The organism is Streptomyces sp. NPDC000075 (assembly GCF_040301925.1).
In the GTDB taxonomy this organism is placed as follows: domain Bacteria; phylum Actinomycetota; class Actinomycetes; order Streptomycetales; family Streptomycetaceae; genus Streptomyces; species Streptomyces polychromogenes.
This window is the reverse complement of sequence record NZ_JBEPFL010000019.1, coordinates 20,816-43,923: the sequence shown is the minus strand read 5'-3', so window position 1 is coordinate 43,923 and position 23,108 is coordinate 20,816. Positions and strand designations below refer to the sequence as shown.

Here is a 23,108-nt window from a genome sequence, read left to right as displayed (position 1 = left end):
CTCAACCAGCCGCCCCTTCGGTTACAGTCTTGAACAACGCGAAGGCCCACCGCATGCCGGGGGCCCCGCAACAAACGCACCGGCGCGCCATCGAGCGCGTATGCCGGTGCCATACCGCTCATCCAGAGGGGCAGAGGGACACGGCCCGTTGAAGCCCCGGCAACCCTCCAGTCGGTTCTCGCGATGCGATACGCATCCCGCGGGGTCCCCGGCTAGGGAAGGTGCCAATTCCGTCTCATGGCGAAGTGCGCCATGGGGAAGATGAGGAGAAAGGGCCTCGCCATCATGGCTGCACAGTCTGTCGCCACCTCTGCAAACGCCTCCGCCGCCGCCGGATCCGTCGATCTCGGCCCCGCCACCGGCCTTTCCTGTCGTGAGTGCGGCACCCGTTTCGAGCTCGGCCCCGTCTTCGCCTGCGTCGAGTGTTTCGGTCCGCTGGAGGTGGCCTACGAGCTGCCCGCCGGTGACCCGGAGGCCCTGCGCGCGGCGATCGAGGCCGGCCCGAACAACATCTGGCGTTACGCGCCGCTGCTGCCCGTCCCCGCGGACGTGGCGTCCAAGCCGAGCCTGAACCCCGGCTTCACCAAGCTGGTGGACGCGCGGAACCTGGCCAAGGAGCTGGGCGTCACCGGCAAGCTTTACGTCAAGGACGACTCCGGCAACCCGACGCACTCCTTCAAGGACCGCGTCGTCGCGATCGCCGTCGAGGCCGCCCGCGCCTTCGGCTACACCACCCTCTCCTGCTCCTCCACGGGCAACCTGGCCGGTGCCGTCGGCGCCGCGGCCGCCCGCGCCGGCTTCCGCTCCTGCGTGTTCATCCCGCACGACCTGGAGCAGGGCAAGGTCGTCATGGCCGGTGTCTACGGTGGCGACCTGGTCGGCATCGAGGGCAACTACGACGACGTGAACCGCTTCTGCTCCGAGCTCATCGGGGACCCGCTGGGCGAGGGCTGGGGCTTCGTCAACGTCAACCTGCGCCCCTACTACGGCGAGGGCTCCAAGACCCTGGCGTACGAGATCTGCGAGCAGCTCGGCTGGCGGCTGCCCGACCAGATCGTCATCCCGATCGCGTCCGGCTCACAGCTCACCAAGATCGACAAGGGTCTCCAGGAGCTGATCAAGCTCGGGCTGGTCGAGGACAAGCCGTACAAGATCTTCGGCGCCCAGGCCGAGGGCTGTTCCCCGGTGTCCACCGCCTTCAAGGCGGGTCACGACGTGGTCCGCCCGCAGAAGCCGAACACCATTGCCAAGTCCCTGGCCATCGGCAACCCGGCGGACGGCCCGTACGTGCTCGACATCGCGCGCCGCACCGGCGGCTTCGTCGAGGACGTCAACGACGAGCAGGTCGTCGAGGCCATCCGGATCCTGGCGCAGACCGAGGGCATCTTCGCCGAGACCGCGGGCGGCGTGACCGTCGGCGTGACGAAGAAGCTCATCGAGAACGGGCAGCTCGACCCCTCGCTGACCACCGTGGTCCTGAACACCGGTGACGGCCTCAAGACCCTGGAGGCGGTGTCCGGCACCGGCCAGACCGCCACCATCCGCCCGAGCCTGGACGCGTTCCGCGCCGCCGGCCTGGCCTGACCCTTCCCTCGTACTACACGGAAAGGCGGTAGCGCCATGAGCGTCAACGTCCGCATCCCCACCATCCTGCGCACCTACACCGGCGGCGCCGCCGAGGTCCCGGCCGAGGGCACGACCCTCGCGGAGGTCATCGACTCCCTGGAGGCGAACCACCCGGGCATCGCCGCGCGCGTCCTGGACGACCAGGGCAAGCTGCGCCGCTTCGTGAACGTCTACGTCAACGACGACGACGTGCGCTTCGAGGGCGGCCTGCAGACGGCGACGCCGGACGGCGCCGGCGTCTCGATCATCCCGGCCGTGGCCGGGGGCTGCTGATCCGGAAGTAATCAGAATTGCCCCCTCCGCTAAAAGCGGAGGGGGCAATTCTGCTTGATTGGGCGCGGTAGAGTTGGGGAAGTCCCCTCCGCTGTTCTTGCCCGCCGCATATGAGCGGGCTGCGTGAGGGTTGACATTGAGTCAACATGCGCGCGCCTTTTGGGGCATTGGTGAGCCTTGTCGGGCCCGACTTGCCCAGGAATAGGACAACTTTTCAGCCTATTTCCACGTTTGCTCGTGTCCAGATTTCTCGTCGGATTGACCTGTTGCAGACAGCAGCGGTGCAGATACATTCAGCCCCGGTCGAGGCGTTCCGGCGCAAGTTCTGACCCGGGTCCGCGAAGTGCGTGACCTGCGCAAGGGCCAGTAATAGGGGAGTTAGGCATGGCTCAGGGCACCGTCAAGTGGTTCAACGCGGAGAAGGGCTACGGCTTCATCGCGGTCGACGGTGGTGCGGATGTGTTCGTCCACTACAGCGCCATCCAGATGGACGGGTACCGCACCCTTGAAGAGGGTCAGCGGGTCGAGTTCGAGATCTCGCAGGGCCAGAAGGGTCCGCAGGCGGACATGGTCAAGCTCGCGGCCGGCTGAGTCGAAGCGCGATCGGCCACCGACGCACGCACCAACACGTGAGGGGCCCCATCCCGGCCGGGATGCGGGCCCCTCACGTATGCCCGGACCGTCCCGGCGCGCACGTCCCGGCCCGCCATGGCTCGAAGCCGCTTGCACTCGTGGGGGCCGAGTGCTAATCATTGGCGTTAGCACTCTCCGGGTGAGAGTGCTACAAGACGAGGACCGGGCCGGTGAGGCCCGCAGGGTCCGGCGGGAAGGAACCGCCGGGTCGGCAGGCCGTCCGTCGCGGGCGCGGGCGCGGTCCGGAGCAATCCACCCTCCCCTGTCGCCTGGCGGCGCGGGGGGAACCCCAGTCCTGGAGGACCACTTCAGATGGCCAAGATCATTTCGTTCAACGAGGAGGCCCGGCGCGGTCTCGAGCGTGGCATGAACCAGCTCGCCGACGCCGTCAAGGTCACCCTTGGCCCCAAGGGTCGCAACGTCGTCCTTGAGAAGAAGTGGGGTGCGCCCACGATCACCAACGACGGCGTCTCCATCGCCAAGGAGATCGAGCTCGAGGACCCGTACGAGAAGATCGGCGCCGAGCTGGTCAAGGAAGTCGCCAAGAAGACGGACGACGTCGCCGGCGACGGTACGACCACCGCCACCGTCCTCGCCCAGGCTCTCGTCCGCGAGGGTCTGCGCAACGTGGCCGCCGGTGCCAACCCGATGGCCCTCAAGCGTGGTATCGAGAAGGCCGTCGAGGCCGTCTCCGCCGCCCTGCTGGCCCAGGCCAAGGATGTCGAGACCAAGGAGCAGATCGCTTCCACGGCCTCCATCTCCGCCGCCGACACCCAGATCGGCGAGCTCATCGCCGAGGCCATGGACAAGGTCGGCAAGGAAGGCGTCATCACCGTCGAGGAGTCCCAGACCTTCGGTCTGGAGCTGGAGCTCACCGAGGGTATGCGCTTCGACAAGGGCTACATCTCGGCGTACTTCGCCACCGACATGGAGCGTATGGAGGCGTCCCTCGACGACCCGTACATCCTGATCGTCAACTCCAAGATCGGCTCGGTCAAGGACCTGCTGCCGCTCCTGGAGAAGGTCATGCAGTCCGGCAAGCCGCTGCTGATCATCGCCGAGGACGTCGAGGGCGAGGCCCTGTCGACCCTGGTCGTCAACAAGATCCGCGGCACCTTCAAGTCCGTCGCCGTCAAGGCCCCGGGCTTCGGCGACCGCCGCAAGGCCATGCTCGGCGACATCGCCATCCTCACGGGCGGCACGGTCATCTCCGAGGAGGTCGGCCTCAAGCTGGAGAACGCCGGTCTCGACCTGCTCGGCCGCGCCCGCAAGGTCGTCATCACCAAGGACGAGACGACCATCGTCGACGGTGCCGGTGACAGCGACCAGGTCCAGGGCCGCGTCAACCAGATCCGCGCCGAGATCGAGAACTCCGACTCGGACTACGACCGCGAGAAGCTCCAGGAGCGCCTCGCGAAGCTGGCCGGCGGCGTGGCCGTCATCAAGGCCGGTGCCGCGACCGAGGTCGAGCTCAAGGAGCGCAAGCACCGCATCGAGGACGCCGTCCGCAACGCCAAGGCGGCCGTCGAAGAGGGCATCGTCGCCGGTGGTGGCGTGGCCCTGCTCCAGGCCTCCTCGGTCTTCGAGAAGCTGGAGCTCACCGGTGACGAGGCGACCGGCGCCAACGCCGTGAAGCTCGCGCTGGAGGCCCCGCTGAAGCAGATCGCCGTCAACGGTGGTCTCGAGGGTGGCGTCGTCGTGGAGAAGGTGCGCAACCTGGCCGTCGGCCACGGTCTGAACGCCGCCACGGGCGAGTACGTCGACATGATCGCCGAGGGCATCATCGACCCGGCGAAGGTCACGCGCTCCGCGCTGCAGAACGCCGCGTCCATCGCCGCGCTCTTCCTGACCACCGAGGCCGTCATCGCCGACAAGCCGGAGAAGGCCGCCGCCGCTCCGGGCGGCATGCCGGGCGGTGACATGGACTTCTGATCGGCCCCTGGCTGATCGGCTGTTCTCGAACGAGGGCGGCACCCCTTCCGGGCGGAGGGGGTGCCGCCCTCGGGCGTTTGCGGGGGCGGGGGGTCAGTGGGCGTAGTCCTTGAGTTTCTCGGTGTCCAGCGTGATCCCGACGGGGTCGGGGAGCGTGACCGTTTCCCCGTAGGCGTACGTAACGGACCGTCGGTACATCCCGTTCTCCGGGTCGCTATGGACGATGAGCAGGTCCGCGTCCCGGTCCACGAGGAGGTACACCGGGATCCGTGCCTGGGCGTACGCGGTGCGCTTCTCGTGCCGGTCGCGCCGGTCGGTGTCGGGGTCGAAGGACGTGACCTCCACGACCATCAGTGTCCCGGCGGGATCCGCCCACTCGCCGTCCTGGGCGGCGTAGTGGTCGTACGGCGCGAGCGCCCCGTCGGCGCGGGCCCGTCCGGTGCGGTAACTGTCCACCTTCAGCCCCTGCTCGGGGTAGAGGGCGAGCTCGGGGCGCTGCTGCATGCACTGGCGCAGCAGCCACATGATGATGGCACCGTGGCGCTGATCGGGCACCGGCTTGACTCCGAGCTTTCCGTTGATGAATTCGAGCGTGACCGTCTCGGGTGCGCGGCGGGCCAGTGTCTCGAAGTCATCGAGGGACATCTGGGCGCGTGCGGCGGTGCTGGGGGTCATGGGGTCGCCTCCTCGACACCATGGTGCCCGTGTTCGGCGCCGGTGGATCGGTGGACTGGTCATCGGCGGTTCCTTTCGCGGATGCGGGCCGCGTGGGCGCGGACCTCGGCCGGGGTGAGGGTCGGGGTGAACACCGGCGGGCGGGGGGTGTCGGGGCGGCAGGCGCGGCAGCGGCCGTCGGTGAAGGCGGCGGGCGGGCCGGGCGCGCGGCATTCGGCGCACTCGGCGCGGGGCGGGGGTGGGGTTGGGGCGGGGTCGGGGTCGGGTGGTGCGGCGGGGAGTTTGGACTCCAGGCGCTTGCGGACCAGGGCCGCCGGGTGGTGGACCGGGGACGGCAGGCCGGCGGTGAGGGCGAGCCGGATGCGGTCGGGGGCGACGCCCCGGGCCAGCCAGGGCACGAGGAGCGGGGCGAGGGCCGTGCAGTCGGCCTTGGAGAGCGCGAGGGCGGGGGCGGTACGGCCGAGCGAGGCGAGGATGGCGTACGCGTCGGGGCCGGCGGGGGGTGGTGCCGGGGCCGGGGGCGGGGCCGGGGCCGGGGCCGTTGGCGGGCCCGGGGAGGTTGGCGGGGCCTGTGGCGGTGACATCGCCGGGGCCGGGGGCGCTGGTGGCGCCTGCGGGGCCTGGGCCGGTGGCGGCGGCGGGGACGGCTGGTGGGCCGGTGGGGTCGGCGGGGGTGTCTGTGGGGGTGGTGGTGGGGTGGTTGGGGCGGGGGCATCCCTGCGGGTGAACCGGGACCACCAGGCGTCGTCGCGGGGGGTGCGGGAGAAGAAGGTGCGGGTGACCCACCGTGTGGTCTCGCCGGGCAGCCGCTGCCGTACGCGGTGCAGATGGCCTGCGGTGGCCAGCCGGTTGAGGGCGGTGCGCAGGGCGCACTGGCCCCACAGGGGCAGCACGGCCGCGAGGGTCTTCACGCTGATGTCGGCGCCGTCCGGCAGCCGGTCGAGGTACCCGGCGACGGCCGCCTCCCGGGCCGGGAGGTGCGCGAAGTCGCGGGCGGTGCGGGGCGCTTGCTCCGGTGCGGCGATTTTGCCGTAGCCGGGCTTGGCGAGGGGGTGCGGGGCAGCACTAAGCTGAGTGGCATCCATGGGGATCGCGCTCACGATCTTGATGGTCAGGCCCTCGTATGGTGTTGGCGCACCGGCGGGGGCCGATTTTCGTTTCCAGCCGCAAGGTAGGGCCTGACGGCCCTGCGTGGCAAGCCGCTCACGGATCGTCATCTCACCTGGTATGGGGGCCGGTTGGGAGGGTGGTGGGTGGTGGTGGGCTCCGCCCACCACCCATTCCACAGACAGGGCGCTCGGACTCCCGCGGCTTGAGCCCCGGGCGCCGGCGACCGCCCGGAACGTGGGACGAAACGGCGCGGCGGGGCGGCGTTTGGTTGACTTGCGGCATGAGCGACGGGAAGAGCGTGTTCATCAAGATCTGCGGCCTCAAGACGCCCGAGGACGTCGACGTGGCGGTGGAGGCGGGCGCCCATGCCGTCGGGTTCGTGCTCGCGCCGAACAGCCCCCGCACCATCGACGCCGCGCGGGCGCGCGAGCTCGCCGCCCGGGTGCCGGACGGGGTGCTCACCGTCGGGGTGTTCCGGGGGCAGCCCCTGGAGGAGGTGCGCCGGCTCACCGAGGAGAGCGGCGTGCGCGGGGTGCAGCTGCACGGCGACGAGGACCGCGCGTACTACGAGGAGCTCCGCGCGCCCGGCCGGACCCTGCTGCGGGCCACCGCCGAGCACGTCGCGCGCTGCGGTGAGTACGGCGAGGACCTGCTGCTGATCGACGCCCCCGACCCGGGCTCCGGCAAGCCCTGGAACTGGGGATCCGTGCAGTTCACGGCCCCCGAGGGGCGCTGGCTGCTGGCCGGCGGGCTCGCCCCGGGCAACGTCCGCGAGGCGATCGCGGCCACCGGCGCCTGGGGTGTGGACGTCTCCAGCGGGGTCGAGCGGGAGCGCGGCGTGAAGTCCCCGGAGCTCATCCGGGCCTTCATCGACGCCGCCTCGCAATCATACGATTACTCTGAGTGAGAACACGGGGGTGGCGGCCCGCACGCCGGGCAGGACACCTCCATGGAATCGGACCACTCCGGATGGCTGCGCCGCCTGACCGGCCGCCTCCTCCCCGCGGCCGGCGGCGGAGGCCTGCCGGCGTTCACCCCGCGCCGCGCGCCCGTCTTCACCGCCGACTTCACCTCCACCGCCCAGTGGGTGGCCGGCCGCTCCTGGGCCTATCCCGACGGCGGCCCGGTCAACCCGGGCGACAACAAGCTCGACCACCTCGTCGAGGACCCCTCCTACAGCCGGAGCGGCACCTTCAGGGCCACCCGCCGCCCCGACGGGAACTGGGACACCGGGCTGCTCACCACCGAGGGCAGCGACCAGGGGTTCACCGTCCGCACCGGTGACGTCCTGGAGGCCCGGGTCCGGCTGCCCACCGAGACGGGGGCCTGGCCCGCGATCTGGACCTGGCGGGACGGCGGCCAGGAGATCGACGTCTTCGAGTACCACCCCGACAACGCGGACCTGCTGGAACTCTCCAACCACGTCCGCGAGGCCCACCGCTACCACCGTGACCCCTCCGTCCGGCCCGGCGCCTGGATCGACCTGCGGATCGAGTTCGGCAAACGGTCCGTGGTCTGGTGGGTCAACGGCACCCGCGCCTTCTCCGACGGGCGGGGCGTGGGGCGCGGCTGGCGCGCCTACCTCATCGTCAACCTGTCCGTCTGCGCGGGCCGCTACCACCCGGCGCCGGAGCCGGAGCAGACGGAGATGTCGTACGAGGTGTCGGAGCTGCGGGTCTACCGCGGCTAGGCGGGCCCGTCGGCTCCCCGGGCGGTGACCGGGCGGCCCGCCGATAATGGGAGCCGTGGACGCGCCGCGCAGGACGCACCGGGCGCAGGCCATGGCCCGCCCCAGGGGGGCCGGCCTGGCGTTCTGGCCGTTCGGCGTACGGGCGGCGGTGCTCCTGGTCCCCGTCCTGCTGGTCCTCCTGTCCCTGGCCTGGGGCGCCGCGCGTGACGCGCTGGGCCTGGGCGCGGTGTCGGCGGGGTGGGCGCTGCTGGTCATCGTCGGCCTGAGCGTGCTGCCCGTCCTGCTGGTGCTGCTCAGCGGGTTCGTCGCGTCCGGCGGCGCGGGGGGCGTCGAGCCCGGCGCGGTCAAGGCCGCCCTCACGGCGGCGGCCGCCTCCCGGCGCGGTCTGGCCGTGTCGCCGGCCGGCTTCGGCGGGGCCGTGACCTCGCTGCGGGGGCTGCGCGGCGCCGAGGTGGTGGTCGTCGACCTGGAGGACGGGCACGCCTGGTGGGAGCACCGGCTGCTGCTCCTGTGCGCGGCGGCGGCCCGGCCCGGCGGGCCGGCGGTGGTCGTCTTCACGGCGCACGGGGAGGGCCGTGACGGCCGGTACGTCGGCTGGGCGCGCCCGGCCGACCTCCTCCAGCGGCTCCAGGACGCGGACCCGGACCTGCGCAAGGCGTACCTGGAGGCCTCCGGGCAGGCCGTCGGGGTCCGTCTCGCCGAGGCGTCGGGGCCGGCGCCGGCGGCGCGGCTGATGAAGGAGCTCGGTCTGGAGGGCCTGCGCGGCCTGACGCACCCGCCGCCGCGCGACGCCCTCAGCCCGTTCCTGGAGGAACAGCTGCTGGCCCGGCGCGTGGACCGGTTCGACGGCTCACCCGACGAGATCGACGTCCCGCGGCTGCGGCAGCTGTTCGCCCCCGTCCTGCATACGCGGTCGCTGGAGCACACCGACGAGGACGCGGCCTGGCTCAGGGCGGCCCTCCTCGACGAGGAAGACCACATCGCCTTCACCGACGCGGGCCGCTACACCGGCATCCTGCCGGGTCCCGCCGTGGCCAGGACGGTGCTCCTGGCCCTGCTCCGGCCGGACGCGGGGGCGCCCGGCCTTCGATGACACCCCATCGAGGTGTTCCATGAAACCGAAACCCTTCTCCACCGCTGCCGCCCTCCTGTGCGGCCTCGTCATGATGGGTTCGACCTCGACCGCCTTCGCGTACACCCCCGCGACGGTGGCGAAGTCCGCCCTGTGCCCCACGGCCAACCCCCCGCCCGGCACGGGCTCCCAGATCACGGCCGCCGACGCCGACGCCCTCGTCCGCGCCCATAACGACGCCCGCCGGGCGGCCATCAAGAAGTACAACCCCGACCTCGCCCTGACCTCCGTCACCTGGAGCCCGAAGCTCGCGTGCGACGCGCAGGCCTGGGCGGACGATCCGGCGTCCAGCGCGAACGGTCGACTGCACCACAGCAGCCGCGCCACCAACGGCAACGAGGGCGAGAACCTGCTCAACAGTGCCCCCGGACCGGCCCGTCCCCTGATGGCGCTCGACCCCTCGGTGAGCTACAGCTGGATCGCCGAGAAGGACGCGTTCGACAAGGACCAGAACGCCCCGATCAACGACACCAATTACAAGGTCTGGGGCCACTACTCCCAGATCGTCTGGATGTCGCCCCAGTCCCTCACCACCGCGATCGGTTGCGGTGTGAAGGAGGGCGTGCCGGTGAACGAGACCAAGGGCTGGATCCTGGTATGCCGGTACGCCGCCGCGGGCAACATCATCGGGCAGCGGGCCATCCCGGCCGGCAGCGTCAAGCCGCTTCCTCCTCCCGTGCCCCCGAAGCCCCCCGCGCCCACCACGCCCTTCCGGGGCACCAGCGCCGTCGCGCAGCGCAACAACCATCTGGACGTGTTCTGGGTGGGGCCCGACGGTTCGGTGCGTTCGCAGTGGTGGGACGCCGGTGCGGGTGGTGCGTGGGCTTCGCACCCCTCGTTCAACATCGCGGCACCCGGTAGCGCCGTCCCGAGTTCGGCTGTGTCCGCCGTGTCCCAACGTGACGGTCATCTGGACGTGTTCTGGATCGGGCCTGACGGTTCCGTGCGTTCGCAGTGGTGGGACGCCGGCGCGGGCGGTGCGTGGGCTTCGCACCCCTCGTTCAACATCGCGCCACCGGGCGCCGCCGCCACGGCTTCGGGCGTGGCTGCCGTGGTGCAGCGCAACAACCATCTGGACGTGTTCTGGGTGGGGCCTGATGGTTCGGTGCGTTCGCAGTGGTGGGATGCCGGTGCGGGTGGTGCGTGGGCTTCGCATCCCTCGTTCAACATCGCGGCGCCTGGTGTGGCCGCGTCGGGTTCGGCCGTGGCCGCTGTGTCCCAGAGGAACAACCATCTGGATGTGTTCTGGATCGGGCCTGATGGTTCGGTGCGTTCGCAGTGGTGGGACGCCGGTGGGGGCGGTGCGTGGGCTGCTCATCCCTCGTTCGGCATCGTGGGTTCTGGTGCTGCCGCGCTGAGATCGGGTGTCGCCGCCGTGGCGCAGCGCAACAACCATCTGGACGTGTTCTGGATCGGGCCTGATGGTTCGGTGCGTTCGCAGTGGTGGGATGCCGGTGCGGGTGGTGCGTGGGCTTCGCATCCCTCGTTCAACATCGCGGCGCCTGGTGTGGCCGCGTCGGGTTCGGCCGTGGCCGCTGTGTCCCAGAGGAACAACCATCTGGATGTGTTCTGGATCGGGCCTGATGGTTCGGTGCGTTCGCAGTGGTGGGACGCCGGTGGGGGCGGTGCGTGGGCTGCTCATCCCTCGTTCGGCATCGTGGGTTCTGGTGCTGCCGCGCTGAGATCGGGTGTCGCCGCCGTGGCGCAGCGCAACAACCATCTGGACGTGTTCTGGATCGGGCCTGATGGTTCGGTGCGTTCGCAGTGGTGGGACGCCGCCGGAGGCGGTGCGTGGGCCGCGCACCCCTCGTTCAACATCGCCCCACCGGGAAGTTCCGCCCCGCAGTAGCGGGCAGGGGACCGGCCCCGGCGCCACGGAGGTGGCCGCCGGGGCCGGCCCCTGCCGTCAGGCGGGCCCCGCCGAGCCGTCCGCCTCCACCGCCACCACCCCCGGCAGCGCGGCCACGTCCGCGACCTGCTCCGGGCTGAGCCGGGCCGCGAAGCCGTTCAGCGCGTGGTGGAAGTAGCGGTCCGGCCGTACGCCGCCGACCTGCGCGGCGACGGCGGCCGGGTCGACGCCCCGGCGCACGGTGACGATGTACGAGGGCCAGTCGACCGGCGCCGTCCGGGACGCGGGCTCACGCCGGGCGGCGGCGTCGGCGGCGGTGGACAGGGGCAGGACGGCGACGGCGGCCAGAACGGCGGCGGCCACGGGCAGGGCTCGGCTCACACGGTTGCGCATGCGGCGAGGCCACCACGCGCGAAGGGGCCGGTCAACGACGTCGGGGGGTGTGGCGGTGGCACGTCCGTCCGGTCGGCCGCGCGCTCCCCGGGGTGGCGGCGGGCCGTACGGGTGGTCTTACCGGGGCGGCCCGGGCCCGCACTCCGGCTCGGGCCGCCGCCGCCCCAGGGGGAGAAACCTTTCGCCAGCGGTGCCGTCGGCCGGCCCCGGCGTGGATCGGCCAGACAGGGGCAGGGGGTCAAGCCGGGCCGGGGCGTGACCCGATGGAAGGGAAGGCCGCCCCCGCAGCGAGAACTCGTCGCCGCGCGGGCGGCTCGCCCATGCCGACCTTCCCGGCCCTCAGGGAGTCCCCACCATGCGCCTGCTCGTCCGTCTGGCCACCGCCGCCCTCCTCACCGTCACCCCGCTCACGGCCGGAACCGCCTCCGCCGCCGGCCCCGAACCGACCCCGGTACCGCTGCACACGGCCGCGGACTCCCTGCCCGGCCGGTACATCGTGACCCTGGAGAAGGGGGTGGACGCGGCCAAGACGGCCGAGAAGCTCGGGCTGAAGCCCTCGTTCGTCTACACCTCGGCGATGAACGGCTTCGCGGCCCCGATGACCCCGCTCCAGCTGACGATCGCCCGCGTCACCCTGGGGGTGAAGTCGGTGGAGGAGGACGGACGCGTGCGGTCCGTGCCGCTGCCGGCCTCCCCGGCGGGCGTGCGGGGGCCGGCCGCCTCGTGGGGCCAGGACCGGATCGACCAGAGACACCTGCCCCTCGACGGCGAGTTCACGACCCACGGCAACGGAGCCGGGGTGACCGCCTACATCCTGGACACCGGCATCGACTACGCGCACTCCGAGTTCGGCGGCCGCGCCAAGCCGGGCTTCGACGCCATGGGCGACGGCCGGGGCGGCCAGGACTGCAACGGCCACGGCACGCACGTCGCGGGTACGGTCGCCGGTGCCACGTACGGGGTGGCGCGCAAGGCGGACCTGGTCAGCGTCCGCGTCCTGGGGTGCGACGCCACGGGCGCGTGGTCCGGGATCATCGCGGGCATGGACTGGGTGGCCAAGAACGCCAAGCAGCCGGCCGTGCTCAACGGCTCCCTGGGCGGCGACCGGTCGCAGGCGGTCAACGACGCCGCCAACGCCCTGTTCGACGCGGGCGTCCTGCCGGTGATCGCGGCGGGCAACTCCGCGAAGGACGCCTGCTACGTCTCGCCCGCCTCGGCGGCGCGCGTGGTGACGGTCGGGGCGACCGACCGCTACGACCAGGAGGCCTTCTTTTCCAACTACGGCCGGTGTCTCACCCTCTACGCCCCGGGCCAGGAGATCGTCTCGGCGAAGCTCGGCGGCGGCAGCGTGGCCCTGAACGGTACGTCCATGGCCGCGCCGCACGTCACGGGCGTCGTCGCCCTCTACCGGGCGTCCCACCCGGAGGCGGGCACGGCGGCCCTCAAGGAGTGGCTGGAGACCAAGTCCACGAAGGACGTCGTGACCAACCTCGGCAACGGCAGCCCGAACAGGCTGCTGTGGACCGCCGGTCTCTGACGGCTCAGAGCGTACGGACGAACTCGGCCCAGGCCCGCGCGCGGAACACCACGTGCGGGCCTTCGGGCTGCTTGGAGTCCCGGACGGGGACCACGTCGGGGTGCGCGTCGCAGACCTCTACGCAGTCGCCGCCGGTGCCGTCGCTGTGGGTGGACTTGCGCCAGGTGGCCATCTCAACGCAGTCGCCGCCGCTGCCGCCGCTGTAGCTGGACTTGTGCCAGGTGGCTGCCGATAGGTCGTACTCAGGCATGGTCGTCATGTGCGTAACCCTCCGCCGCAGCTTCGATCATGGCCAGGGACTCGCGCGGTGACAGCGCATTGGCCGTGAGGAGATCGTAGGTCAGGCTGTGGCGGGTAACTGTGGCCGGATCGTCCAACAGCATGCCCATCGCGTTGCCTTGGATGTAGGCGAGGGGCGGAGCGTCCTCGAACGTCATCAGCTTCAAAGTGCCGCCCATCGAGGCGTGGGCGCCCGCACGGAAAGGGAGCACCTGGACGACGATTCGATGGGCGAGCGTGAGGTTGAGGATGTGTCGCAACGCCCCCGCCATTACGGCAGGCCCCCCAACCGCCCGCCGGATGACGGTCTCGTCGAGAATGCACCACAACATGGGCTTAGTTGGGTTCTTCAGCAGCGCGGCTCGGTCCAGCCGGTTTGCCACAAGCTCGTCGATGTCGTCTTCCGTCGCGGTCGGCCGGTAGGCGCGAAAGACTTCCCGGGCGTAGGGCTCCGTCTGGAGCATGCCCGGTAGCGCGAGAGGCGAGTACTCCTTGATGGTCACCGCCTCGGCCTCTGCCTCGGCGGCCTCCGCGAAGTGTTCCGGGTACTTGGACTTGGCCGAGGCCCCGCAGTTGCGGGTGAAGAACCCGTCCGTCCCCAGGACCTGGTCTATGGCCGTGGCGAGTTCGAGGGTGATGCGGCGGGTGCCGTTCTCCATCTGGCCGATGTACGAGCCGCTCACGAAGAGCTTCTCGCCCAGGGCGGCCTGGCTCATGTCGCGGCGTTCGCGGGCGACGCGGAGTTCGGCGCCCAGGAGGGCGCGGGGTGAGGAGGGGTCGAGGGGCTTTGCTGGCATGGCAACTCCTGCTCCAACAGCTGCGGTTGCTGCGGTTGACCTCCTTGAAGGCTATCGAGACCACCGCCACTCTGTGTAGAGGAGCTGAATACTCAGAGTAGAAAGGTGACATGTCATGGTGCTCACGCCGAAGGAGCGGATGCGGGCGGCCGAGGAGGCCGTGCGTCAGCTGAGGGAGTCCCTGGAGGGGGTCGGGGTCACCTTCCCCTCCCTCGACGTGGACGGGGTCTCCGCCGCCGGTACCTACGGGCTCCCCCTCGTGGACCTCGGCCGCTGCAACCTGGACACCGCCCTGCGGCTGGCCGCCGTCCTGCACGAGCGGGCGGGGGCGTGAGCGAGCCGGTCGAGGCGGCGGAGTTCGCCTTCGAGCTGGGGTGGCGGCTGCGCGGGCTGGAGGCGGCCCTCGGCGGCGGCGGGTGGCGGCGCGGGGGTGCGGGGCTCGCCGTACGGGTGCGGCGGGACGAGGCGGGCGGGACGTGGACGGCGGTCGGGGACGACGGGCGGCGGCGGGTGACGCGGGTGGCCGGTTCGGCGGACGAGGCGACGGCGCAGGTGCAGGAGGCGTTCGGGGTGGAGGGGTGGCGCCCGCAGCCGCCTCCGCCGCCGGGATGGCAGCGGTTCACGCTGCTGCACCGGCCCGCCGGGGAGTGCCCGCCGTACGAGGATCCGCGCTACGACCGGCTCAGGGCCCGGCCGCCGCGCGGGTGCGTGGCCGAGCCGGTCGGCGGGGGCTTCGGGCTGCGCTGCGAGCGGCCGGGGGCGCGGCTGCTGGACGCGGTGGCGGCGACGTGCGCGGAGGTCCGGGAGGGGTACGGGCTGCTGCTGTGCGATCTCGGGGTGGAGAAGGTGCAGGAGTGGGTGGAGGACGGGCCGGACGGGTGGGGTGCGGAGATCGTCGGCCAGCTGCTGCTGATGGTGGCCGAGCGGGGGCCGCGGCTGGGGTACTCGGTGGAGGACCTGGCCGGGTTCCTGCGGATGGCTGCCGGCGGGGCCGTGCCCGCCGACCCGGGGCGGGAATGAGCGTGCCGGCGGCCGAGCCCGCCCGTACGATGGCATATAGATCTGCCGCATCTTTATGCCTGGAGGGCGCGATGTCACGCACCATGGTGGACCTGGATGATGCACTGCTCGCCGAGGCGGCGGAGATACTGGGGACCACGACCAAGCGGGCGACCATCAACGGAGCACTGGCGGAGTTCGTGGCGGCGGCGCGTCGGCGGCGTTTCGTGGAACTGATGGACGAGGGTGTCTTCGACGACCTGCGCGACCCTGAGGTGATGGGGGACGCATGGCGGTGAGGTACCTGGTCGACAAGAGCGCGTGGGCCCGGATGCATCTGCCTTCCGTCCGGGAAAGGCTGATGCCGCTGTTGGAGCGCGGTGTGCTCGCCACCTGCGCGGTCGTCGACCTGGAAATCCTTTACAGCACACGCAACGCCGAGGACCACGCGCGGGGCCGCTCCGTACGCCGGGGCTTCGAGTGGCTTCCGCTGACCGACGAGATCGGCGAGCGGGCCATCGAGGTGCAGGGGCTGCTCGCGCAGAGTGGGGACCACCGCCGGGCCTCGCTGGCGGACCTGCTGATCGCGGCCACGGCCGAGCGTCATGGCGTGGTGGTCCTGCACTACGACGCGGATTACGACGGCATCGCCAAGGTCACGGGCCAGCCGGTCGAGTGGGTGGTGGAGCAGGGCTCCGTACCGTAGCCGGACTTCCCGCCGGGCGGTCCGGTCAGGCCAGGGCCGGTTCCTCCGTCGGCTGGCCCGGGGCGGTGGGCGGGGGCGCGGGGGCCGGGGCGGTGTTCAGTTCGTCCAGCATCTGCCGCGTGAAGCCGAAGAAGTACGTCGCCGCGAACCCCGTCACGTAGCCCGTGAGCAGGCCGCCCGCGTAGACGGCCAGGGTCGCGGCCATCCCCGAGGTGCCCTCCAGCAGCGGGAACAGCGCCCAGCCCGAGGGGCCGATGGCGGTGGAGCCGAAGGCGACGCCCAGCTGGTTGAACAGGCCGATGAACGCCCCGCCCGCCGCGCCGCCGACGCAGGCGGTGACGAACGGGCGGCCCAGCGGCAGCGAGACCCCGTAGATCAGCGGCTCGCCGACGCCCAGGAGGCCGGCCGGGAGCGCGGAGCGGATGGTGGCGCGCAGCGAGCCGTTGCGGGGGAGGCGGCAGTAGACGGCCAGGGCCGCCCCGACCTGGCCCGCGCCCGCCATCGCGAGGATCGGCAGCAGGACGGTGTATCCGGTCTGGTCGATGAGGGTGGTGTGGATGGGGATCAGGGCCTGGTGCAGGCCGAGCATCACCAGGGGGAGGAACAGGCCGCCCAGGACCATCCCGGCGACGGCGCCGCCGGTGGTGAGGAGCCGGTCGGCGAAGGTGCCGATGCCGGCGGAGACGGTCCCGGCGACGCACATCAGGCCGTAGAGGGTGACCAGGCCGGGGACGAGCACGGTGAGGGTCGGGGTGACCAGCACGTCGAGGGCTTCGGGGACCCGGCGCCGGCACCAGCGCTCGACGCGGACGGCGAGGAGCGCGGCGGCGAGGGCGCCGAGGACCCCGCCCTGGCCGGGGGAGAGGTGCTGCCCGAAGGCGTCGATCTTCGCGACGCCGGGGAAGACGATCACCGCCGCGACCGCCCCGCCGAGGACGGGCGTACCGCCGAACTCCTTCGCGGTGTTGTGGCCGACGAACACGGCGATGAGGGACATGAACCCGGAGCCGATCGCGGCCAGCGCCGGGACCAGCGCGGGGACCCAGCCGAGGTTGGCGAGGAGCCCGCCCAGGCCGGCGATGATCCCGCAGCCGATGAGGGCGGGGATCAGCGGGACGAAGACGTTCGCGATCCGGCGCAGGAACAGCTTGAACGGGGTGGCGTTGCGGGCCTTGCGGGCGTTCTTGAGGGCCGCGCCCCGGGCGGCCAGCGCCTCCGCCGTGACGGCCGGCCGCGCGCGGGACGCCGTACGGGCTTCGGCGACGAGGGTCTCGAACGCGGGGGTGACCCGGGCGACGGCGCCCGGCCCGAGCACGATCTGGTACGTGGCGCCGTCCTCGACCACGCCGAGGACGCCGGGGACGGCCCGCAGGGCGGCGTCGTCGACGAGGGAGCGGTCGTGCAGGCCGATCCGCAGGCGGGTCATGCAGTGCGCGACGGAGCCGACGTTGTCCGGGCCGCCGACCAGGGGCAGGATCGCGGCGGCGGTGTCACGGTTCTTGTCAGGGGACATGCGGTCGCCTTGCTGTGGGGGCCGGAGGGTGGGGGGCCGGGGGTCAGCGGACGGCGGCGAGCGCCTCGCGCAGGTGGCCGTGGGCGGCGGTCAGCAGACGGGCGGCGGTGGGGCCGTCCACCCCGCCGAGGAGGACGAGGATCGCGTTCTTGACCTCGCCGCCGGTGGCGGTGAGCGCGGCCTCGATCTCCGCGTCGGGCGCGCCGGTGGCCAGGGCGACGATGCGGCGGGAGCGGGCGCGCAGCTTCTCGTTGGTGGCGCGGACGTCGACCATGAGGTTCCCGTACGTCTTGCCGAGGCGGATCATCGTGACCGTCGAGATCAGGTTCAGGACGAGCTTCTGCGCGGTGCCGGCCTTCAGCCGGGTGGAGCCGGTGAGCAGCTCGGGGCCGACGACCACCTCGATGCCGTGTTCGGCGGCCGCGGCGAGGGCGGATCCGGCGTTGCAGGACAGTCCGACGGTGAGCGCGCCGCGCGTCCGGGCGAACTCGACGGCGCCGATCGCGTACGGGGTGCGGCCGGAGGCGGAGACGCCGACGACGGTGTCGTCGGCACTCAGGCCGAGGGCGGTGAGGTCCTCGGCGGCCAGTTCCGGTGAGTCCTCGGCGCCCTCGACGGCCTTCACCATGGCGCCGGGGCCGCCCGCGATCAGGCCGACGACCTGCGCGGGGTCGGTGTTGAAGGTGGGCGGGCACTCGCTGGCGTCGAGGACGCCGAGCCGGCCGGCGGTGCCGGCGCCGGCGTAGAGGAGGCGGCCCCCGCGGGCCATCCGCTCGGCGATGGCGTCGACGGCGGCGGCGATCTCCTCCAGCCGGGCGGCGACGGCGGCCGGGACGGTGGCGTCCTCGGCGTTCATCAGCCGGGCGATCTCCAGGGTGGGGAGCCGGTCGATCTCGGCCAGGTCGGGGCGGAAGGCCTCGGTGGTGAGGGTGTCGAGCTGGGCGCGGAGGTCGGCGTACGCGGTCATGTGCGGGCTCCTGCGGGCGGTGGCTCTGCGGTGCGCTGTGGTGGCTCTGCGGTGCAGTGTGGTGGCTCTGTGGTGGCTGTGTCGTGGCTCTGTGCTGCTTCGCGGTGGCTCTGTGCGGGGCGGGGGCTTCCCGGCGGGGGCTTCCCGGTGGGGGCCATGGTGGCACCGATGGGGACCCGGCGGCGGTCCGCCGGGCCGGGTGGGGGAGGCATCCCCTCCCCTTTTCGGGCGGTGAGGGGTCAAAATGAGCCCATGGACCACGCGACCCCCCTGGAACAGGCGCTTCATGTCGCCCGTGCTCTGGTTCTCGCCGATCTCGCCGCCGGTGAGGTCGCCGATGCCGATGTCGTCTCCCTCGTCGAGGACTCGGTCACGCACCGCCGGTGGTGGGTGGAGCAGTGGCCGGAGGGGGTCAACTACCTTGCCGGACTCGTCGCGCAGGACGTGAAGGACGCCCTGCTGGAGAAGTACGGGCGCTGGCCGCTGTGCCCCGTGTGCGCGCACGGGGATCCGCACGCGCTGGACGTGGAGCCGGAGCTGGGCCCGGACCCGCACTGGGTGTGCTCGGAGGCCGGTGTGAAGGTGGCGGCGGTGGGCGGTCTCGGCCCCGTCTTCCACCCGGGCCGGTGAGCCGCCGGTGACGGTGTACATCGACCCGCCGGTGTGGCCGGGGCACGGCCGCCTGTGGTCGCACATGGTCAGCGACGTCTCGTACGAGGAGCTGCACGCCTTCGCGGCGGGCATCGGCTGCCCGCCGCGCGCCTTCGAGCGCGACCACTACGACGTGCCGTCGCACCGGTACGCGGACGCGGTGGGGGCGGGGGCGGTGGAGATCGGCAGCAAGGAGCTGGTCCGCCGGCTGACGGAGGCGGGCCTGCGACGGCCGAAACATCGCCCGCCGATGGCCTGAATGCCCGTCATCTCTCCTGCTTTCAGGGTGATTTGCTGAACTAGGATGACCGCGGTTCGGCCACTCGTATCGGGATGAGGGGGATCGTGCGGCGGTCAGTGCTGTTCGTACACGGGACCGGAGTCCGTGAGGCTTCGTACAAGGAGACCTTCAGCGCGGTCCGGGCCCGCCTCGCGGACATCAGGCCGGAGCTGGAGGTCCGCGGCTGCTTCTGGGGCAGGGAGCAGGGCGCGGCCATGGCTCTGGACGGGGCCTCCGTGCCCCGCTACCGGCAGACGCGGGGCGGCGCGCCGGAGGACGACGAGATCGCCGTCTGGGACGTCCTGTACGAGGACCCCTGGTACGAGCTGCGGCTGCTCGGGCTCCAGCCCGTGCCGGAAGAGGGCTTCGGGTTCGGGCTGCCGCCCTCCGAGGAGTTCCTCGCCGAGGTCACCGGGTACGCGCCGGGGCCCGCCGTGGTCGAGGCGTTCGCCGCGCGGGGCCTGGCCGAGGAGTTCACCGAGGCGCTGCGGGTCGTGGTGCGGGCGCCCGAGCTCCACGACGCGGCCGCGACGGCGGACGCGGACGGCACCGAGCACCGCCGGGCCGTGGCCCGCGCCGTGGTGGCCATGACCCTCGCCCTGGCCTTCGAGCGGGGCGGCGAGGTCTCCGGGACGGTGCGCGACGAGCTGCTCGCCGTGCTCGGCACCGAGCTGTACGCCGAGGGCCGGTCCGTCGGCGGCTTCCTCGCCAAGGCGCTGGCCCGGCCCGTGGGCTGGCGGGGCCGCTACCGGCGCGGGGCGTGGGGTGACGCGACGCTGCCGGCCGTCGGTGACATCCTGCGGTACCAGGCCCGTGGTCAGGGCGTACGCGACCTGATCAAGCGGACCGTCGAGAACACGCCGGGGGACGCGGTCACCGTGATCGCGCACAGCCTCGGCGGGGTCGCCTGCGTCGACCTGCTGGTGCGCGAGCGGCTGGAGCGCGTGGACCAGCTGATCACGGTGGGCTCACAGGCGCCGTACTTCTACGAGATCGGGGCCCTGGTCTCCCTCGAACACCCCGAGGGCCTGCCGCCGGGCTTCCCGGCGAGGTGGCTGAACATCTACGACGACCGCGACCTCCTCTCGTACCAGGCCTCGGAGGTCTTCCCGGGCCGGGCGCAGGACCACCGGGTCGACAACCGGCAGCCCTTCCCCTGGGCGCACACCACGTACTGGTCCAACCAGGAGGTCTGGAACGCGGTCGGCACATGGCTGAGCTGACCGGGCCCTCCTTCCCCGACCCGGAGCGGGTGCACGCCCTGCTGGTCGGCATCGAGGACTATCCGCGCATGCCGGGCGGAGCGCTGCCGGGCGCCGCGGCCGACGCGATGCGGCTCGCCCGCTGGCTGCGCCGGCGCGGGGTCCCCGGCGGGAACATCAGGCTGCTGCTGGCGCCGATGAAGGACTCCTGGCCCGCCCTGAACACCGAGGCACGGGAGCTGGGCGTGGCCATCGAGCCCGTCATCTCCCGCGACCAGATCCTCGACAAACTCGCGCCGTCCGTGCGGTCCGTGCAGTCCGCACCGTCCGCGCCGTCGCGGAGCGTGCCCGAGGGCGACGTGCTGTACGTGTACTGGGGCGGGCACGGCGAACTGGACCGGGGCGACCGCCGGCTCCTGCTCTGCCCGGACGCCTCGGACGCCGATCGGCGCTACCTGGACCTGATGGACCTGCGGGACTACCTGACCCGGCCGGACGTGGCGAGCTGCCGCCGGCAGGTCTTCCTCGTGGACGCCTGCGCGACCTTCGTGCCGGCGGGCCGGACCAGACGGGACGTCGCCGTCCTGCCGACGGGCAACCGGGTGCCGGTGGAACAGTTCATGCTGCTCGCCGCCGCGTCGGGGCAGGCGGCGACGCATCGCGGTGCCGCGCGGACCGGGGCGTTCTCGACCGCCGTCATGGACTGGCTGGAGGAGCACTCGCCGGACCTGGGCACGGACCTCGACGCGCTGGTCGCGCACGTCAAGGAACACTTCGCCGGCCACCGCCTGGGCAGCCGGCAGCTCCAGACCCCGGTCACGCTGGTGATCCAGCCGGTCGGTGGTGACGTGGAGATCTGGCAGCGGTCGGCGGGCGCGACCCCGCCGGACCGCGCCCCGTCCGCCCCGTCCGCCCCGGCGGCGAAGCCGTCGCGACGCGGCGGGGGCGGCCGGGCGGCGGCGTGGGCGGCCGGGGGCGGGGCGCTCGCGCTGGTCGCGATGGTCGCGATCGTGGCGATGTTCCTGTCCCGGGGGGACGACCCGGACCGCCCGGACCAGCCGGGGCCCTCGGGGGCTCCGGCGGTGGCGGCGGTCGCGTCGGCCTCGGGGCCGGCGACGCCGTCGCCGTCCCCTTCGGCCTCCCCGTCGCCTGTTCCCTCGGTTCCGACGGGCGCCACGTCCGCTTCGCAGAAGCCGGCGGTGTCACCGTCGGCGAGTGTTCCGGGGCAGTCGTGCGGAGCCGAGCACACGACGAGCGTCGCCGACGTCCTGGAGACGGTCTGCTACGTGCGCACCGGCGGGCGGATCACCATGGTGGCCATCGTCCGGGCGACCGTTCCCAAGGACGTGACGGTGAACCTCTGGCTGGCCGGGCCGAACAGGTCCTACGTGTTCCCCGCCGGCGGGCCGAAGGCGTGGACGATCCGGGCCGGCAGCGCGTCTCAGCGGTTCGAGATGGACGTGACCGCCACGCTCAAGGCCAAGTCCGACTACGAAGTCCACATCAGCACGCTGACCGAGGGGACGAGCGCGCAGTACGCCACGACCGACCCGAGCCGCGGCCATTCGATGCCGTTCACCTACTGACGGCGTCCGTCGGCGCCGGGGCGGGGGTCGAGCCGGTGATCAGCCGGGTCGCGCCCGACCGGCGGTCGATGCGGAGCGCCAGCAGGGTCAGGGCGATCGCGGTGACGGTCATCGCCGCCCCCGCCCACGCGGTGGCGGCATACCCGTACCCGCCGTCGATGACCGTGCCGCCGAGCCAGGGGCCGCCCGTGTTGCCGAGGTTGAACGCGGCGGTGGTGGTGGCTCCGGCGAGGGTGGGGGCGGCGCCGGCGACGTTGAACATGCGGGCGTTGAGCGCGGGGGCGGTGAAGAACGCCGAGACGCCGAGCAGGAAGGACAGCGCGACCGCCGCCACCTGGACCGAGGCCAGCAGGGCGAGGGCCGTGAGGAAGACGGTGGAGGCGGTGATGCCCCAGATCATCACCGTGAAGAGGCGGCCGTCGGCGATCCGGCCGCCGACGGTGGTGCCTACCAGCGCGCCGACGCCGAAGAGGGCGAGGACCCACGGCACCCAGGCCGAGTCCAGTCCGGCCACGTCCGTGAGCAGCGGCGACAGGTAGCTGAAGGCGCAGAACACGCCGCCTGCGGCGAGGGCGGTGACGGCGACGGCCAGCCACACCTGGAGGTCCCCGTAGATGCCGAGTTCGCGGCGCAGGCGGGGCTTCTCGGCGGGCAGCGGGATCTTCGGGATGAGCGCCAGGATGCCGGCGAGGGCGACGGCGGAGGCGGCGCCGACGGACCAGAACGCGGAGCGCCAGCCGAGCTGCTCGCCGAGGAAGGCGCCGGCGGGGACGCCGAGGACGTTGGCGATGGAGAGGCCGCCGATCATGATGGACATGGCGCGGGCGCGCTGGTCCTCGCGGACCATGGCGATGGCGACGGCGGCGCCGACGGCCCAGAACCCGGCGCAGGCGAAGGCCGAGACGACGCGGGAGGCGAAGAGGAACCCGTAGGAGGGGGCGAGCGCGCCGGCGACCTGGCCGAGGCCGAAGAGGCTGATGAGCGTGATGAGGGTGGTGCGGCGCGGGAGGCGCAGGGTGGCGACGGCCAGCAGCGGCGCCCCGATGACCATGCCGATCGCGAAGGCGGATATGAGCAGGCCGGCCCGTGGGATGGAGACTCCCATGTCCTCGGCGATGGGCGGCAGGAGCCCGGACAGCATGAATTCGCTGGTGCCGAGGGCGAAGACGGAGAGGCCGAGGACGTACACGGCGACGGGCATGCGGGACGGGGCGTTGGCTGAGGCTGCGGGCATGTTTCTCACGAACCGGAGGGAAGCGGGGCGCATTCCCGGCGGGG

The 23,108-nt window shown here is 72.4% G+C and carries 25 protein-coding genes and 1 riboswitch; of the genes, 17 read left to right on the top strand and 8 right to left on the bottom strand.

Annotated features, from left to right (window positions below; genetic code table 11):
• Window positions 1-115: 115 nt before the first annotated feature.
• Window positions 116-268: riboswitch (SAM riboswitch) on the top strand.
• The 4 genes from thrC (at window position 262) to groL (ending at window position 4,464) form a co-directional block, all read left to right on the top strand.
• Window positions 262-1,584 carry a threonine synthase gene (thrC, locus tag ABT403_RS22190; RefSeq protein ID WP_344162715.1) on the top strand — a complete coding sequence of 441 codons (1,323 nt, stop codon included), beginning with the start codon at window positions 262-264 and terminating at the stop codon, window positions 1,582-1,584. Its footprint overlaps the riboswitch before it by 7 nt.
• A gap of 36 nt (window positions 1,585-1,620) precedes the next feature.
• Window positions 1,621-1,899, top strand: coding sequence for a MoaD/ThiS family protein (locus ABT403_RS22185; protein WP_344162718.1), 279 nt, complete (start codon window positions 1,621-1,623; stop codon window positions 1,897-1,899).
• A gap of 384 nt (window positions 1,900-2,283) precedes the next feature.
• Window positions 2,284-2,490: a cold-shock protein gene (locus tag ABT403_RS22180; protein ID WP_008743607.1), complete on the top strand. Its 207-nt coding sequence runs from the start codon at window positions 2,284-2,286 to the stop codon at window positions 2,488-2,490.
• 354 nt (window positions 2,491-2,844) lie between these two features.
• Window positions 2,845-4,464: a chaperonin GroEL gene (gene groL, locus ABT403_RS22175; RefSeq protein WP_045950713.1), complete on the top strand. Its 1,620-nt coding sequence runs from the start codon at window positions 2,845-2,847 to the stop codon at window positions 4,462-4,464.
• Between the two features lie 93 nt (window positions 4,465-4,557).
• On the opposite strand, the gene ABT403_RS22170 is transcribed toward groL, so the two are convergent.
• Window positions 4,558-5,139 carry a Uma2 family endonuclease gene (locus tag ABT403_RS22170; RefSeq protein WP_344162725.1) on the bottom strand — a complete coding sequence of 194 codons (582 nt, stop codon included), beginning with the start codon at window positions 5,137-5,139 and terminating at the stop codon, window positions 4,558-4,560.
• 59 nt (window positions 5,140-5,198) lie between these two features.
• Window positions 5,199-6,239, bottom strand: a complete 1,041-nt coding sequence (locus ABT403_RS22165) for a hypothetical protein (protein ID WP_344162727.1) — start codon at window positions 6,237-6,239, stop codon at window positions 5,199-5,201.
• Window positions 6,240-6,529: 290 nt separating this feature from the next.
• Between ABT403_RS22165 and ABT403_RS22160 the strand changes: the two genes are divergently transcribed.
• The 4 genes from ABT403_RS22160 to ABT403_RS22145 are packed head-to-tail and all read left to right on the top strand — an operon-like array spanning window position 6,530 to window position 10,920.
• The gene (locus ABT403_RS22160; protein WP_344162730.1) at window positions 6,530-7,156 is read left to right on the top strand and encodes a phosphoribosylanthranilate isomerase; all 627 of its coding nucleotides are present in this window, start codon (window positions 6,530-6,532) and stop codon (window positions 7,154-7,156) included.
• Between the two features lie 42 nt (window positions 7,157-7,198).
• The gene (locus ABT403_RS22155) at window positions 7,199-7,939 is read left to right on the top strand and encodes a LamG domain-containing protein (RefSeq protein ID WP_344162733.1); all 741 of its coding nucleotides are present in this window, start codon (window positions 7,199-7,201) and stop codon (window positions 7,937-7,939) included.
• Between the two features lie 55 nt (window positions 7,940-7,994).
• Entirely contained in the window at window positions 7,995-9,032 is a 1,038-nt protein-coding gene (locus tag ABT403_RS22150; RefSeq protein ID WP_344162737.1) for a hypothetical protein, read from the top strand.
• 19 nt (window positions 9,033-9,051) lie between these two features.
• Window positions 9,052-10,920, top strand: coding sequence for a CAP domain-containing protein (locus ABT403_RS22145; RefSeq protein WP_351649617.1), 1,869 nt, complete (start codon window positions 9,052-9,054; stop codon window positions 10,918-10,920).
• Between the two features lie 57 nt (window positions 10,921-10,977).
• Here the strand turns inward: ABT403_RS22145 and ABT403_RS22140 are convergent, their stop codons facing one another.
• On the bottom strand, window positions 10,978-11,313 hold the full coding sequence (locus ABT403_RS22140) for a protease inhibitor I9 family protein (protein WP_344162743.1): 336 nt from the start codon (window positions 11,311-11,313) through the stop codon (window positions 10,978-10,980).
• A gap of 355 nt (window positions 11,314-11,668) precedes the next feature.
• Here ABT403_RS22140 and ABT403_RS22135 point away from each other — a divergent pair, with 355 nt between their 5' ends.
• Entirely contained in the window at window positions 11,669-12,850 is a 1,182-nt protein-coding gene (locus tag ABT403_RS22135) for a S8 family peptidase (protein ID WP_344162746.1), read from the top strand.
• Between the two features lie 4 nt (window positions 12,851-12,854).
• Here ABT403_RS22135 and ABT403_RS22130 read toward each other — a convergent pair whose 3' ends face one another.
• Together ABT403_RS22130 and ABT403_RS22125 are read right to left on the bottom strand one after the other, a co-directional pair.
• Window positions 12,855-13,109, bottom strand: coding sequence for a DUF397 domain-containing protein (locus ABT403_RS22130; RefSeq protein ID WP_344162749.1), 255 nt, complete (start codon window positions 13,107-13,109; stop codon window positions 12,855-12,857).
• Window positions 13,093-13,926, bottom strand: a complete 834-nt coding sequence (locus ABT403_RS22125) for a helix-turn-helix domain-containing protein (RefSeq protein ID WP_344162752.1) — start codon at window positions 13,924-13,926, stop codon at window positions 13,093-13,095. The genes ABT403_RS22130 and ABT403_RS22125 overlap by 17 nt, the downstream gene beginning before the upstream one ends.
• 115 nt (window positions 13,927-14,041) lie before the next feature.
• Between ABT403_RS22125 and ABT403_RS22120 the strand changes: the two genes are divergently transcribed.
• From ABT403_RS22120 to ABT403_RS22105, 4 genes are all read left to right on the top strand, one after another.
• Complete coding sequence (locus ABT403_RS22120) at window positions 14,042-14,260, top strand: hypothetical protein (protein WP_344162754.1); 219 nt, start codon at window positions 14,042-14,044, stop codon at window positions 14,258-14,260.
• Window positions 14,257-14,946 carry a hypothetical protein gene (locus ABT403_RS22115; protein ID WP_344162757.1) on the top strand — a complete coding sequence of 230 codons (690 nt, stop codon included), beginning with the start codon at window positions 14,257-14,259 and terminating at the stop codon, window positions 14,944-14,946. Before ABT403_RS22120 ends, ABT403_RS22115 begins: the two co-directional genes overlap by 4 nt.
• Window positions 14,947-15,017: 71 nt before the next feature.
• Window positions 15,018-15,224 (top strand): type II toxin-antitoxin system VapB family antitoxin, encoded by a 207-nt coding sequence (locus ABT403_RS22110; protein WP_344162760.1) that lies wholly within the window; start codon window positions 15,018-15,020, stop codon window positions 15,222-15,224.
• Window positions 15,215-15,631, top strand: a complete 417-nt coding sequence (locus ABT403_RS22105) for a PIN domain nuclease (RefSeq protein WP_344162763.1) — start codon at window positions 15,215-15,217, stop codon at window positions 15,629-15,631. The genes ABT403_RS22110 and ABT403_RS22105 overlap by 10 nt, the downstream gene beginning before the upstream one ends.
• Before the next feature lie 25 nt (window positions 15,632-15,656).
• On the opposite strand, the gene ABT403_RS22100 is transcribed toward ABT403_RS22105, so the two are convergent.
• Window positions 15,657-17,144, bottom strand: coding sequence for a PTS transporter subunit EIIC (locus ABT403_RS22100; RefSeq protein WP_344162766.1), 1,488 nt, complete (start codon window positions 17,142-17,144; stop codon window positions 15,657-15,659).
• A gap of 43 nt (window positions 17,145-17,187) precedes the next feature.
• Complete coding sequence (murQ, locus tag ABT403_RS22095; RefSeq protein WP_344162769.1) at window positions 17,188-18,111, bottom strand: N-acetylmuramic acid 6-phosphate etherase; 924 nt, start codon at window positions 18,109-18,111, stop codon at window positions 17,188-17,190.
• Between the two features lie 252 nt (window positions 18,112-18,363).
• On the opposite strand from murQ, the gene ABT403_RS22090 reads away from it, so the two are divergent.
• The 4 genes from ABT403_RS22090 (at window position 18,364) to ABT403_RS22075 (ending at window position 21,830) form a co-directional block, all read left to right on the top strand.
• Complete coding sequence (locus tag ABT403_RS22090; protein ID WP_344162772.1) at window positions 18,364-18,741, top strand: DUF8819 family protein; 378 nt, start codon at window positions 18,364-18,366, stop codon at window positions 18,739-18,741.
• A gap of 7 nt (window positions 18,742-18,748) precedes the next feature.
• On the top strand, window positions 18,749-19,021 hold the full coding sequence (locus tag ABT403_RS22085) for a DUF4031 domain-containing protein (protein WP_344162775.1): 273 nt from the start codon (window positions 18,749-18,751) through the stop codon (window positions 19,019-19,021).
• 86 nt (window positions 19,022-19,107) lie between these two features.
• Window positions 19,108-20,265, top strand: coding sequence for a lipase family protein (locus ABT403_RS22080; protein WP_344162778.1), 1,158 nt, complete (start codon window positions 19,108-19,110; stop codon window positions 20,263-20,265).
• Window positions 20,253-21,830 carry a caspase family protein gene (locus ABT403_RS22075; RefSeq protein WP_344162781.1) on the top strand — a complete coding sequence of 526 codons (1,578 nt, stop codon included), beginning with the start codon at window positions 20,253-20,255 and terminating at the stop codon, window positions 21,828-21,830. The genes ABT403_RS22080 and ABT403_RS22075 overlap by 13 nt, the downstream gene beginning before the upstream one ends.
• On the opposite strand, the gene ABT403_RS22070 is transcribed toward ABT403_RS22075, so the two are convergent.
• Window positions 21,820-23,031, bottom strand: coding sequence for a Cmx/CmrA family chloramphenicol efflux MFS transporter (locus ABT403_RS22070; RefSeq protein WP_344165738.1), 1,212 nt, complete (start codon window positions 23,029-23,031; stop codon window positions 21,820-21,822). The genes ABT403_RS22075 and ABT403_RS22070 overlap by 11 nt on opposite strands.
• Between the last annotated feature and the right edge of the window lie 77 nt (window positions 23,032-23,108).

Excerpts from the sequence above, each read along its gene's own strand:
- ABT403_RS22090 (WP_344162772.1), top strand. The coding sequence starts at position 18,364 with ATGGACCACGCGACCCCCCTGGAACAGGCGCTTCATGTCGCCCGTGCT.
- ABT403_RS22125 (WP_344162752.1), bottom strand. The coding sequence starts at position 13,926 with ATGCCAGCAAAGCCCCTCGACCCCTCCTCACCCCGCGCCCTCCTGGGC.
- ABT403_RS22145 (WP_351649617.1), top strand. The coding sequence starts at position 9,052 with ATGAAACCGAAACCCTTCTCCACCGCTGCCGCCCTCCTGTGCGGCCTC.
- ABT403_RS22185 (WP_344162718.1), top strand. The coding sequence starts at position 1,621 with ATGAGCGTCAACGTCCGCATCCCCACCATCCTGCGCACCTACACCGGC.
- ABT403_RS22135 (WP_344162746.1), top strand. The coding sequence starts at position 11,669 with ATGCGCCTGCTCGTCCGTCTGGCCACCGCCGCCCTCCTCACCGTCACC.
- thrC (WP_344162715.1), top strand. The coding sequence starts at position 262 with ATGAGGAGAAAGGGCCTCGCCATCATGGCTGCACAGTCTGTCGCCACC.
- ABT403_RS22160 (WP_344162730.1), top strand. The coding sequence starts at position 6,530 with ATGAGCGACGGGAAGAGCGTGTTCATCAAGATCTGCGGCCTCAAGACG.
- ABT403_RS22130 (WP_344162749.1), bottom strand. The coding sequence starts at position 13,109 with ATGACGACCATGCCTGAGTACGACCTATCGGCAGCCACCTGGCACAAG.
- ABT403_RS22110 (WP_344162760.1), top strand. The coding sequence starts at position 15,018 with ATGTCACGCACCATGGTGGACCTGGATGATGCACTGCTCGCCGAGGCG.
- murQ (WP_344162769.1), bottom strand. The coding sequence starts at position 18,111 with ATGACCGCGTACGCCGACCTCCGCGCCCAGCTCGACACCCTCACCACC.
- ABT403_RS22100 (WP_344162766.1), bottom strand. The coding sequence starts at position 17,144 with ATGTCCCCTGACAAGAACCGTGACACCGCCGCCGCGATCCTGCCCCTG.
- ABT403_RS22070 (WP_344165738.1), bottom strand. The coding sequence starts at position 23,031 with ATGCCCGTCGCCGTGTACGTCCTCGGCCTCTCCGTCTTCGCCCTCGGC.
- ABT403_RS22075 (WP_344162781.1), top strand. The coding sequence starts at position 20,253 with ATGGCTGAGCTGACCGGGCCCTCCTTCCCCGACCCGGAGCGGGTGCAC.
- ABT403_RS22170 (WP_344162725.1), bottom strand. The coding sequence starts at position 5,139 with ATGACCCCCAGCACCGCCGCACGCGCCCAGATGTCCCTCGATGACTTC.
- ABT403_RS22180 (WP_008743607.1), top strand. The coding sequence starts at position 2,284 with ATGGCTCAGGGCACCGTCAAGTGGTTCAACGCGGAGAAGGGCTACGGC.
- groL (WP_045950713.1), top strand. The coding sequence starts at position 2,845 with ATGGCCAAGATCATTTCGTTCAACGAGGAGGCCCGGCGCGGTCTCGAG.
- ABT403_RS22105 (WP_344162763.1), top strand. The coding sequence starts at position 15,215 with ATGGCGGTGAGGTACCTGGTCGACAAGAGCGCGTGGGCCCGGATGCAT.
- ABT403_RS22120 (WP_344162754.1), top strand. The coding sequence starts at position 14,042 with ATGGTGCTCACGCCGAAGGAGCGGATGCGGGCGGCCGAGGAGGCCGTG.
- ABT403_RS22140 (WP_344162743.1), bottom strand. The coding sequence starts at position 11,313 with ATGCGCAACCGTGTGAGCCGAGCCCTGCCCGTGGCCGCCGCCGTTCTG.
- ABT403_RS22155 (WP_344162733.1), top strand. The coding sequence starts at position 7,199 with ATGGAATCGGACCACTCCGGATGGCTGCGCCGCCTGACCGGCCGCCTC.